At 48.9% G+C, this 12,014-nt stretch carries 10 protein-coding genes and 4 tRNA genes; 10 read left to right on the forward strand and 4 right to left on the reverse strand.

Translation table 11 applies throughout. The features are described from left to right. Positions 1-13: 13 nt before the first annotated feature. From CWB99_RS01505 to CWB99_RS01515, 3 genes are all read right to left on the reverse strand, one after another. Positions 14-1,120, reverse strand: a complete 1,107-nt coding sequence (locus CWB99_RS01505; RefSeq protein ID WP_432760817.1) for an MBL fold metallo-hydrolase — start codon at positions 1,118-1,120, stop codon at positions 14-16. Positions 1,121-1,233: 113 nt separating this feature from the next. Then, positions 1,234-2,049: a sterol desaturase family protein gene (locus CWB99_RS01510; protein ID WP_138553317.1), complete on the reverse strand. Its 816-nt coding sequence runs from the start codon at positions 2,047-2,049 to the stop codon at positions 1,234-1,236. Then, positions 2,036-2,470 (reverse strand): SRPBCC family protein, encoded by a 435-nt coding sequence (locus CWB99_RS01515; RefSeq protein ID WP_171045233.1) that lies wholly within the window; start codon positions 2,468-2,470, stop codon positions 2,036-2,038. The genes CWB99_RS01510 and CWB99_RS01515 overlap by 14 nt, the downstream gene beginning before the upstream one ends. Before the next feature lie 76 nt (positions 2,471-2,546). Here CWB99_RS01515 and CWB99_RS01520 point away from each other — a divergent pair, with 76 nt between their 5' ends. Next, positions 2,547-3,560, forward strand: a complete 1,014-nt coding sequence (locus CWB99_RS01520; protein WP_171045234.1) for an AraC family transcriptional regulator — start codon at positions 2,547-2,549, stop codon at positions 3,558-3,560. A gap of 224 nt (positions 3,561-3,784) precedes the next feature. On the opposite strand, the gene fldB is transcribed toward CWB99_RS01520, so the two are convergent. Beyond that, positions 3,785-4,306 carry a flavodoxin FldB gene (gene fldB, locus CWB99_RS01525; protein ID WP_138553320.1) on the reverse strand — a complete coding sequence of 174 codons (522 nt, stop codon included), beginning with the start codon at positions 4,304-4,306 and terminating at the stop codon, positions 3,785-3,787. 108 nt (positions 4,307-4,414) lie between these two features. On the opposite strand from fldB, the gene xerD reads away from it, so the two are divergent. The 9 genes from xerD to CWB99_RS01570 all read left to right on the forward strand — a co-directional run bounded on the left by xerD (position 4,415) and on the right by CWB99_RS01570 (position 11,798). Beyond that, positions 4,415-5,311 carry a site-specific tyrosine recombinase XerD gene (xerD, locus tag CWB99_RS01530; protein ID WP_138553328.1) on the forward strand — a complete coding sequence of 299 codons (897 nt, stop codon included), beginning with the start codon at positions 4,415-4,417 and terminating at the stop codon, positions 5,309-5,311. A 61-nt stretch (positions 5,312-5,372) separates the two neighbouring features. Beyond that, a complete protein-coding gene (dsbC, locus tag CWB99_RS01535; RefSeq protein WP_138553321.1) occupies positions 5,373-6,104 on the forward strand; it encodes a bifunctional protein-disulfide isomerase/oxidoreductase DsbC in 732 nt (243 codons plus the stop codon). Between the two features lie 96 nt (positions 6,105-6,200). Further along, on the forward strand, positions 6,201-7,925 hold the full coding sequence (recJ, locus tag CWB99_RS01540) for a single-stranded-DNA-specific exonuclease RecJ (protein ID WP_138553322.1): 1,725 nt from the start codon (positions 6,201-6,203) through the stop codon (positions 7,923-7,925). Between the two features lie 185 nt (positions 7,926-8,110). Beyond that, positions 8,111-9,209 (forward strand): peptide chain release factor 2 gene (prfB, locus tag CWB99_RS01545; RefSeq protein WP_125562743.1). Its coding sequence is split into 2 segments (ribosomal slippage): positions 8,111-8,185 and positions 8,187-9,209, totalling 1,098 coding nucleotides; the frame shifts between segments, so codons are not numbered across the junction. A gap of 27 nt (positions 9,210-9,236) precedes the next feature. Continuing rightward, complete coding sequence (gene lysS, locus CWB99_RS01550; protein ID WP_138553323.1) at positions 9,237-10,778, forward strand: lysine--tRNA ligase; 1,542 nt, start codon at positions 9,237-9,239, stop codon at positions 10,776-10,778. Between the two features lie 550 nt (positions 10,779-11,328). Beyond that, positions 11,329-11,421 (forward strand) — tRNA-Ser (locus tag CWB99_RS01555). Between the two features lie 30 nt (positions 11,422-11,451). After that, a tRNA-Arg gene (locus CWB99_RS01560) sits at positions 11,452-11,528 on the forward strand. A gap of 64 nt (positions 11,529-11,592) precedes the next feature. Beyond that, positions 11,593-11,669: transfer RNA gene (locus tag CWB99_RS01565), tRNA-Arg, on the forward strand. 52 nt (positions 11,670-11,721) lie between these two features. After that, positions 11,722-11,798 (forward strand) — tRNA-Arg (locus tag CWB99_RS01570). Positions 11,799-12,014: the final 216 nt, after the last annotated feature.

The following is a 12,014-nucleotide window of genomic DNA, read 5'->3' on the forward strand; positions in this document are numbered from 1 at the left end:
TCTTACGGCTGTTTTAGCGGCTGGCTTGTGCCATCAAAGACTGCCACCAGAGTCGATTTATGTAGGCCTGGTTAATGGTGAGCACTTCGCCAGGGGTTGGCGTGTTGATCACCACGCCTTGTTGCTGAGCGGCTTTGAGCACTCGCTCCAGAGGGTCGTACCAGCTGTGAAAGGCCAGATCAAAAGTCCCGTTATGAATGGGGACCATAATTTTGCCACGCAGATCCAGATGCGCCTGCACACTTTGTTCTGGGGTCATATGAATATCTGCCCAGTCGTTATCATAGGCGCCTGTTTCTATCAGGGTATAGTCAAAGGGACCATAGCGTTCACCAATAGCTTTAAAACCCGTAAAATAGCCCGAATCTCCGCTGAAATACAGGCTCTCATGGGCCGTTTTTATAACCCAGGAACCCCATAAAGTGCGATTCGCATCACTCAGGCCACGTCCGGAAAAGTGCTGGGTCGGCGTAAAGGCCAGCATGACGTCCTGCTCATGTTGCTCCTGCCACCAGTCAAATGAGCGAATTTTTTCTGCTGCTATGCCCCAGCGAACCAAATCACCCTCCACACCCAGTGGTACCAGGAACTGACGTGTTTTTGCGTTGAGTTGTTTCACGGCATCTTTGTCGAGATGATCATAATGGTTATGCGAGATCAGCACCTTCTCAATGGGTGGCAAAGCATCAAGCGAAATAGGTGGCTGATGAAAGCGGCTTGGTCCAATAAACGAAAAAGGCGAAGCGCGTTCAGAGAAAACCGGATCCAGCAACCAATAAGCGCCATTCACTTTCAGCAGCACGGAGGAATGGCCCAGCTTAATGATATGAACCCCTGAGTCTGGCAAGGCATCCAGCTTAGCACGGGTAATCGTTTCTACCGGTAAGGTGTGCTCGGGCTCAGCAGCGATTTTGGTTTCAGTAAAAAAGCGCCAGGTGATCGCCAGGGTTTTGCTCAGGCTGGTTGGCATGGTTGGGTGCAGGTTTTTAAACCGGCCTGCCTGAAAGTGCTCAGACTGATAATTCTGAGACGGTACATGTGCATTGAGATTAGAGATCATGGAACAGCCCCCTGTAATGCTGCCTAAAATAACGGCAAAAATAACAAACCACTTCTTCATTGTGCTACCTAAAAGTAAACTACACTGTGCAGTTTACTTTTATTTTAGTAAAAAAGTAAACTATAAAGTGTAACTTTTTATGGTTCTGTCATTAAGTGGCTGACTGATAACACTTAATCACTATGCCGTGGTGCTGAAAATAGTTGCCTGAGTTTATTTTTAATTCCCCTGGCTTTGTTCAGTTTGCCGAGCAACACCCGACATTCATGAAAATTGATAGACAGGAGAGTCTCTTTTGGTGCACTGCCGACGATCCCATAGCGGATCTTTTCTGTGGGCTGTATATCGATATAAGTGCCAAACAACTTGTCCCAGATGATCAATACGCCAGCAAAATTTTTGTCCAGATAACACAGGTTACTGGCATGGTGAATACGATGATGCGTTGGGGTATTAAATACCCATTCGAGCCAGCCAAGCTGACCGACAAGCTGGGTATGAATAAAAAACTGAAAGGCGAGGTTAATGGCAACGACAGCCAGCACTAACTCGGGTGCAAAGCCCAACAGGATCATCGGTGTCCAGAAAAGCCACATTCCAACAACCGGGTACAATAAACTTTGACGAAAGGCGGTCGAGAAGTTCATCTGTTTTGAACTGTGATGGACCACATGCGCCAGCCACAGCCAGTGTACTTTATGGGATGCACGATGAAACCAGTAGTATAAAAAATCCTGCAGTAAGAAGGCGCCAAACAGGCTTAGTGGTGTCAGCGGCACGTCAAACAGGGCAAAGTTATAGAGCCAGTAGAACAGTGGCATCAATACGATTAGGGCCAGCATATCGCTGCCCTGATGCAATAAGGCAAGCGCCACATTGTGCAGGCTATCCCTGAGGTTATAATGCCGCCGGGCCACACGGTACTCTGCTGCAATGGCGACAAGAAACACCGGGCTAAGTAGCAGTAAAATGAGTTCAACGGGGGGCATACAGGGCCTCCAGTCGGGTCAATGCAAGGTTGATGTCTCGTGTGACAACACGGCGCAGCACAAAGCCTGGTAAATACCTGGGCGCCGCAAAGCGTACATGGTAATCAACCCGGGTGGACTGCTTGCCAGTACTGCGACGCAGACGGATCTCGCCATGATGTTGCTTAACCGGGAAGTCGCCAACGATCTGATAGCGAATCGCATGTTCGTCGGCGTGCAGGATCTGCTCATAAAATCGGATCCCGAGCATGCTGACTTCCCTGATACAGCCACTACCGCCACGGATAGCCGGGTGGACAGCACTCTGAACGACTTTGAATCGCGCGTTAAAAAAGCGACCCAACTGTTGGTGGTCCAGCAGGGTTTCGAGCACGGTATGGGGCTCAGCAGGGATCACTTTTTGACAAAGAATGTTGACCATAGGTTGTTCCTTACACATCGTTTTGTCTAGTGTAAGTGAGGTTTATCTGGCAATCTTGCGAATAGGCGACGTAAATTTGTCCAATTACGACATGGAAAATACCTTAGACAAAAATTACTTTAACAGTGTATTGCTTTATCTGGAGCAGCAGGGCGTTACCCTGGACAGTGCCATTGTTCAGCCTAAGACTGCGGAGTCTGAGCTGGGGGACCGAATCCACTTGACTGACTACGAACAGGTTATGCAATTAGGGGCTGAGCGAACCGACGATCCCTTGTTTGGCTTTCACCTTGGCCAGCATATACAGTCGGCTGATTATGGGGTATTGGGTTACTTAGTTGAAAGCTGTGAAAACTTAAACCAGGCATTGTCAGTGCTGCTGCGCTATGATCAGCTGGTGGCCAGTATAGCGCAGGCTATTTTTCATCGCGAGGGCGCACTGGCAGTGATTGACTGGCTGCCAAATTCGCAAACTTCTCGTCACGTAATTTTACGCAATCTGACTGGTTGGGTTGCCATGGTGCGTACTTTAGTCCCTAAGCCTGTTTCACCCGAGTATATCAATTTAACCTGCACATTAAGTGAAGCAGAACTGTCGGTACTGGCTGGCTGGTTTGGCTGTAAGGTATTTGGCAATCAGCCTCGTAACCAGATAGCATTTCCGCATGCTTATCTGTTGCTGCCTTTCAGGCGCGCTAATCAAATGATGCGCGAGGAGCTGCTGCGGCTGTCTGATAAGGCGCTGATACAATTGCAACAGCACCAGTCGCTTGCGATGCAGATCCGTATTATGCTGGCTGCCAGTGTCGATCTGGGTCAGTGTCAGTTGAGTGTGATTTCAGCAGCCCTGAATAAATCGGTCCGTCAGGTACAAAGGCAGCTCAAACAAGGTGATACCAGCTATTCGCAATTATTGACTGAAGAGCGGCTCAGACGTACTCAAGACTTGCTGGGGACTATGCCACTGGCTGACTTGGCAAGGGAGTTAGGGTTTAACGAACAGGCTGCTTTTAACAAAGCCTTTAAGCGCTGGTATGGGTGTTCACCGGGGGCATTCAGAAAACACTGTGGTAATAAACCACAGAATTGAAGCCAGCCCTAAGGCTTCGGGGCGTTTTTTAGCCCCGTTGTCCCGACTATTACCAGGTAATATACAGAGCCACCGCCAGGTTCTGGCTGCTGATCCATATGACAGCCTCTGCAAAATTCACACTGCACTATAAAAGGCGGGCTGTATAGAACGAATGTTAATCAGTGCCAATGAATTGTTTTCGAACTGCCAAACCAGGGGTTTGGCAGATCAGGAGATATGCGTTATAGCGACTCGCTATATTCTGTCATGATTTGCTCAATCCACGCGGCGATACGTTCGTCGCTTTTTTCGTACTGGCTGTCTTCGTCCAGGGCAAGGCCTACAAACTGGCTTTTATCTTCCGTGAGTGCTTTAGAGGCTTCAAATTCATAATCGGCTGTATTGGGCCAGTAGCCCAAAAAGTGCACGCCTTGGGGGGCAATTTTATCGTGCAACATACCCAGGGCATCCTGAAACCACTGCCCATAGCCTTGCTGGTCACCCATACCAAACAGTGCAATGGTTTTGCCTGCGAGATCAACCTCGTCGATATCATCCCAGTGTGATTCCCAGTCTTCCTGCAACTCGCCGAAATCCCAGGTTGAGATACCAAAAATCACAAAGTCGAATTGCTCTGCGTTTTTTAGCGGCTCATCTTTGATATTGTGGAGCGACAGAATGTCTTTACCTATGATCTCCTGCATTTTTTCTGCTGCCATTTCTGTGTAGCAGGTAGTTGAACCGTAAAATAACCCGATCTGCATAGTAGTCTTCGCTCAATTGGCTGTTATTATATGGCGCGAAGTCTACCTTATGGTGTAATGAATTGATACAGGCGGCCCGTGACCGATTTAGAAATATCTGACCCAAGCATGCACAGCAATAGTGAACTGATAGAATCTTTCCTAGATATGCTCTTTCTGGAGCAGGGACTCAGCGACAACACCCTGGCTGCCTACCGTGCAGACCTGGATAAGTTTGTACGTTACGTTAGTGCGCATCATGATAACAAACCTTTGTTAACCATCAGCAGCGTGGATGTAGAGGCCTATCTGGCCTACCGAGTAGACGAAGGGCTTAAACCACGCAGCACGGCACGGGCAATGAGTGCACTCAAGCGTTTCTATGCCTACTGGGTGACCAAACAAGCCATCGCTGTGAGCCCTTTGACTCACATTGCTCAGCCCAAGTTGTCACAGTCTCTGCCAAAAACACTCAGTGAGGAGGAAGTAGAGGCCTTGCTCAATGCCCCTGATGTTGAAGACCCTATGGGTCTCAGAGATAAAGCTATGCTGGAACTGTTGTACGCAACGGGATTGCGAGTCACTGAGTTGGTTGGTCTGCGGATGGAACAAATAAACCTGAGACAAGCAGTATTATTGGTTCGAGGTAAGGGCGGAAAAGAAAGGCTGGTCCCGATGGGCGAAGAAGCATTGCACTGGGTCGAACAATTTTTAAAGGTTGGTCGTGCTCAGATGGTCAAACACGCCAATGACTTTGTTTTCCCATCCAAACGGGGGATTGGCATGACTCGGCAAACTTTTTGGCATCGCATCAAACACTATGCTATGTTGGCAGACGTTAAGTCACCGTTATCGCCACACACGCTGCGTCATGCGTTTGCAACACATTTGCTAAATCATGGGGCGGATCTTCGTGTCGTACAAATGATGTTAGGCCATAGCGATTTGTCGACAACCCAGATTTATACGCATGTTGCCAGTGAGCGACTGAAAACGCTTCATCAGCAACATCACCCTAGGGCGTGATGGAATTTATTTGCAGTAATCCGGTCCTAGTGATTAACCAGAGCAATTTTACGAGAAAAACATGAAAAAGTTACTTTTAGCAGCGTCGCTTGCTTTCAGTGTGGGTACTTTTGCCGACACAACACAAGAAGTCTCTCCGATGGCAGTGAGCCCTATTGCATCTCAGTTTTCTGAGCTGGGTTTAACGGTAAAGAGTGTATCGGACAGTCCAATCACGGGTCTTAAAACCGTAATCACCGATAAAGGCGTATTCTATGCCAGCCCGAATGGTCAATATCTGGTGCAGGGCACTATGATTGACGTGGCAAACCGTCGCAACATCACAGAAGATGCGCTGAGCGACGTGCGTAAGAGTGGCGTTGAGCAATATCAGGATTCGATGATCGTGTACAAGGCTGAAAACGAAAAGCACCAGATCACCGTTTTTACCGACATCACCTGTGGCTACTGTCGTAAACTGCACCGTGAGCTGGAAGACTACCTGGCTGCGGGTATTACAGTTAAGTACCTGGCATTTCCACGCGGTGGCCTCAGTGGTAATGGTTACAAGAGTCTGATGAACGTCTGGTGTGCTGCAGATGCGGCATCAGCTATGACTGAAGCGAAGGCGGGTAATGAGGTACCGGACGTTAAAAATTGTCAGGCACCGGTTGCTGAACATTATCAGTTAGGCCAGAGTTTTGGCATCTCCGGTACTCCGGCCATCGTGTTGGAAGATGGCAGCATGATCCCTGGCTATCAGCCGGCAGACGCACTGGCAAAAATGTTAAATCAGGCCAGTAAAAAATCCTAAATCTGAGGTATACTCTCAGCATTTCTAAAAAGGCCCGCGGGCCTTTTTTGCTTTGTGGAATCGTCCTTCACATCATCAGGTAGTTCAGAGAGTGTTATGCAAACAGAGATCCGACCCAGATTACGCGTCGATGACAGTCATTTACCCGCCCATCTTCACCCGGTTATTAAACAGATTTATGCCGCGCGGGGTGTGAAAGACGCCCTAGAACTTGATAACAGTGCGGCTACCTTGCTGGACTTTCGGTTGTTCCGTGATATGGATAAGGCGTGTGCTCTACTTGAAACCGCGTTATACCAGCAGCAAAGCGTATTAATCGTCGGGGATTTCGATGCCGACGGGGCAACCAGTACCGCGGTGTTAATGGAAGGGTTACGTTTGTTTGGGTTACAACGGGTCGACTATCTGGTGCCAGATCGTTTCAGCCTGGGTTACGGGTTAAGCCCCGCTTTAGCAGAGCAAATTGTTCAACTGGCACCGCAACTGGTGATCACGGTCGATAATGGAATTTCCTGTCTTGCGGGCATAGATATCGTTAAGCAGGCCGGTATTTCGGTACTGGTCACCGATCATCACTTGCAGGGCGAGCAACTACCCAATGCCGATGCCATTGTTAACCCGAACCGCCATGATTGCCAGTTTCCTTCAAAATCCATTGCCGGAGTAGGCGTAGCGTTTTATCTGCTGGTGGCGTTTCGTCACCACCTTCGTGAGGCTGGTTTCTTTGAGCGTCAGGGCCTGACTCAGCCAAATCTTGCATCTTTGCTGGATATTGTTGCTTTGGGCACAGTTGCCGATGTGGTCGCGCTGGATGCCAATAACCGGACTTTGGTTCATCAGGGCCTGGCACGTATTCGCAAAGGCCAAACCCGGCCCGGGATCCGGGCGCTGATTGAAGTGGCAAACCGCACTGCAACCCGGCTTAACGCCAGTGATTTTGGGTTTGCGCTGGCGCCAAGGCTGAATGCCGCAGGCAGGCTGGATGACATGAGCCTGGGTATCGCTTGCTTATTGTCTAAAGAAGAGCATCAGGCACGCCGCATCGCCGCTCAGTTGGACAGCCTTAATCAGGAGCGACGCGAGATTGAGCAGGGTATGCAGCAAGAAGCGCAAGCGGTGCTAGAGCGTCTGGTCGCTGCCCAGCAAAGTATTCCTGATGCGGTGTGTTTATATCAGGATGACTGGCATCAGGGGGTGATTGGGATCCTCGCGGGCAGACTGAAAGAAAAGTATCACCGTCCGGCGATTATTTTTGCCCAGGGCGATAACGATGAAATCAAGGGGTCTTGCCGTTCGATAGAAGGTTTGCATATGCGTGATTTGCTTGAGCAAATAAATACACGCTATCCGGACTTAATCGTTAAATTTGGCGGTCATGCAATGGCGGCCGGATTGACCATCAAAGAGACAGACTTTAGCGACTTTAAACACACCTTTGAAACCCTGGTCAGCGAAACCCTCAGCGAAGAGCATAAGCAGTCGGTATTACTAACCGACGGTGAACTGCCGGCTGAGTGTTTCAATATGGACTTTGCCATGTTACTGCAACAGGCAGGCCCCTGGGGACAGCATTTTCCTGAGCCGGTGTTTAGTGGGGTGTTTGAGCTGGTACAGCAGCGTATTGTAGGGGATAAGCACCTTAAGCTGGTGCTTAAACACCCAAGCGGTAAACTGGTGGATGCCATTGCGTTCAACGTCGATGTGCGTGCCTGGCCCAACACGGCTGCACAGACGGCAGAGCTGGCTTATCAGCTGGATATCAACGAGTTCCGTGGTAAGTTTACGCTGCAATTAATCGTCAGAGAGATCCGTGCCTGCTAACAATTGCGATAAAGGCACAAAATGTTCTTATCTGGGGCTGATATCTATGCCTATTATTTGTTAGTATTGGCCGTTTAGACCGCTTATACAATCTTTGGGCACAGCGGTTACACTATTTTCAGTCCAGTGGTCACTCAAACTGTGCCATTGGCTGCGTCACCATCACGTAAATTGGAGTAATGTGAATGTTTGAAGTGAATCCTGTGATTAATCAAATCAAGGAAATTCGCGAACGTACTGAACTTCTTCGGGGGTATCTTTGACTATGCTCTGAAACAAGAGCGGTTAGAAGAAGTTAATGCGGAACTGGAAGATCCAGCCGTCTGGAATGAGCCTGAAAAGGCACAAGCGCTGGGCCGAGAAAAGTCGAGCCTGGAAACCATAGTCGAAACCATAGACAACCTAGTAAGCGGTGCAGATGATGCCGAAGGCCTGGTTGAGCTGGCTGTTGAAGCTGAAGACGAAGAAACCTTTGCCGAAGCAGAGCAGGAAGTACAGGGCCTGAATGCCCAGCTTGAAAAGTTGGAGTTCCGCCGCATGTTCTCTGGTGCGCAGGATAGCAACGATGCCTATCTTGATTTACAGGCAGGCTCCGGCGGTACCGAAGCGCAGGACTGGTGTAACATGTTGTTGCGTATGTATCTGCGCTGGGCGGAAGCGAAAGGCTTTAAAACCGAAATCGTTGAAGCAACAGATGGTGATGTAGCGGGGATCAAAGGGGCAACACTGCGTGTCAGCGGTGAATATGCTTACGGCTGGCTGCGCACAGAAACCGGTGTACACCGTTTGGTTCGTAAGAGCCCGTTCGACTCAGGAGGTCGTCGTCATACATCATTTGCATCAGCATTTGTGTATCCGGAAATCGACGACAACATCGAGATTGACATCAATCCGGCAGACTTACGCATCGACGTATATCGTGCATCGGGTGCCGGTGGTCAGCACGTTAACCGAACAGAATCGGCGGTACGTATTACCCACTTGCCAACCAATACCGTGGTGCAGTGTCAGAATGACCGTTCACAGCACAAAAACAAAGATCAGGCTATGAAACAGTTGAAAGCAAAACTGTTCGAGCTGGAACTGCAAAAGCAAAATGCCGAAAAGCAGGCCCAGGAAGATGCCAAATCTGACATCGGTTGGGGTAGCCAGATCCGTTCTTACGTACTGGACGACTCGCGTATTAAAGACTTGCGTACCGGTGTTGAGAACCGTAATACCCAGGCGGTCCTGGACGGTGATCTAGACAAATTTATCGAAGCCAGCCTGAAATCAGGCCTATAATCAACAAGCTAAACTAAGAGCTAAAAAATGACAGAGCAAATCCAAGACGAGAATAAACTCATTGCTGAGCGTCGTGCTAAATTGGATGCAATTCGCGAAAATTGCAGCGCCAATGGCCATCCGAACACCTTCCGCCGTGAAGACTATACGGCTGATCTACAGGCTAAGTTTGGTGATAAGTCGAAAGAAGAGCTGGTTGAGTTAGATCATCAGGTCTCTGTGGCTGGCCGTATCCTTGCCAAACGAGGTCCTTTCCTTGTTTTACAAGACATGAAAGGCCGTATTCAGGCGTATGCGTCTAAATACGTACAAAAAGAGCTGAAAGCCAAATATGGTCAGCTGGACATCGGCGACATCATTGGTGTGTCTGGTCCGCTACACAAATCAGGTAAAGGCGACTTGTATGTGGATATGGTGCAGTACGAGCTGCTGACCAAGTCACTGCGCCCACTGCCAGAGAAATTCCATGGCTTAACGGATCAGGAAGCCAAGTACCGTCAGCGTTATGTTGATCTGATCACCAACATGGAAACCCGTGAGACCTTCCGTATTCGCTCTAAAGTGATTGAAGGCATTCGTCGCTTCCTGGCTGAGCGTGACTTTATGGAAGTTGAAACGCCAATGCTACAGGTGATCCCGGGTGGTGCAACAGCACGTCCGTTCGTGACCCACCATAATGCGCTGGACATCGACATGTATCTGCGTATCGCACCAGAGCTTTATCTTAAACGCCTGGTTGTGGGCGGCTTTGATCGCGTTTTCGAGATCAACCGTAACTTCCGTAACGAAGGTCTGTCGACTCGTCACAACCCGGAATTCACTATGATTGAATTCTATCAGGCGTACGCAGATTACAATGATCTGATGAACCTGACAGAAGACATGTTGCGCACTGTGGCACAGGATGTACTGGGTACTACTACTGTGGTTAACACGGTTAAGAACGCAGAAGGCGAAGTGCTTGAAACCATCGAGTATGATTTCGGTAAAGCGTTTGAGCGTTTGTCTATGGCGGATGCGATCATCAAGTATGGTCCGGACGCTGAAGCTTCGGCTCACATCTTTAAAGATCCAGAAAACCACTTTGACGAGCTGGTCGCGTACGCGAAGAAAGTACACGTGAAGATCCCTGAGAAATGCGTGTGGGGTGCCGGTAAGTTCCTGTGTGAAATCTTTGAAGAAACCGCGGAACAAAAACTGATCCAGCCGACTTTCATCACCGAATATCCGTGGGAAGTGTCGCCGCTGGCGCGTCGTAATGACGAAAACCCGTTTATCACAGACCGCTTTGAGTTCTTCGTAGGGGGTCGTGAGCTGGCAAATGGTTTCTCGGAGTTGAACGATGCCGAAGATCAGGCTGCGCGTTTTGCCCGTCAGGTTGAAGAAAAAGATGCCGGTGATGACGAAGCAATGCACTTCGACGATGACTACATCCGTGCACTGGAATATGGCTTACCGCCAACGGCAGGTGAGGGGATTGGTATTGACCGTCTGGTGATGCTATTTACTGACTCTCAGACTATCAAAGACGTTATCCTGTTCCCGCATATGCGACCTCAGGCTGACTAAGCCAGTCATTCAGAACAAACGATTGAGAAAAGCGCCTAAGGCGCTTTTCTTTTATCTGTGTAAGAGATCTCTGCTAAAAGCCCGTCTAAGTCTCAAGATATTTATAAAAGCACCATAAAATCAGGGATTAGTTTAGCAGGTAACCCTGTAGGCCAAACTTGGGTTCGTTGAGGACAGCTGGTATATCCAGCGCTTTTGCCTATACTGCTGTGATTATGAAAGGATGCAAAAGACCTCTGACCATGTCGCAACAAAAGTCAAAAGCACAGCACGACCAGGCAAGGATGAATTACTGCCGTAGCTGTATCAGTGAATTTCAGCGTTTAGGCTATGTAGATGCCTTTATTTCGGAAGAAACCTCCCGCAAACAATCCCTTTTGGACCACTTTAATATACAGTCAGACCCTAAAAGTGACTAATTTATGACAAATTAATCGGCAAAGCGCTGTAAAACACACCAAGCTGAACAATCTATCACCATACAGTGCTTTTTTACAAGAAAAGTATTTGACATATTTTCACGGTTCTATATTATACGCCCCACAAAGACGGAGAGGTGGCCGAGTGGCTGAAGGCGCTCCCCTGCTAAGGGAGTATAGGGTTTGTAGCCCTATCGAGGGTTCGAATCCCTCCTTCTCCGCCATTTATTTAAATGGTGTCTTTGTAGTAAAACGGACGCGTAGCTCAGCTGGATAGAGTACCTGGCTACGAACCAGGCGGTCGGAGGTTCGAATCCTCCCGCGTCCGCCACTTCTCTTAAGTGGTTAAATAAAAAGACTACAGCAATTCAGGTAGTAAAATAGAATTGAACGACGGACGCGTAGCTCAGCTGGATAGAGTACCTGGCTACGAACCAGGCGGTCGGAGGTTCGAATCCTCCCGCGTCCGCCACTTTCTTCAAGTGGTTAAACATGAAGTGCTGAAGAGTATAAACTTAAGAAACGGACGCGTAGCTCAGCTGGATAGAGTACCTGGCTACGAACCAGGCGGTCGGAGGTTCGAATCCTCCCGCGTCCGCCACTTCTTAAAGAAGTGAGCAATCAACCGACGAAAGTCGGTTTTTTTGTGCCTGTAATTTGGAATTTGTGTGTCAGCTGGATAGCGTACCTGGCTACGAACCAGGCGGTCGGAGGTTCGCATCCTCCCGCGTCCGCCACTTCTTAAAGAAGTGAGCAATCAACCGACGACAGTCGGATTTTTTGTGCCTGTAATTTGGGATCTGTATTTAGTCGGGGA

The organism is Pseudoalteromonas rubra (assembly GCF_005887095.1).
Taxonomy (GTDB): Bacteria; Pseudomonadota; Gammaproteobacteria; order Enterobacterales; family Alteromonadaceae; genus Pseudoalteromonas; species Pseudoalteromonas rubra_E.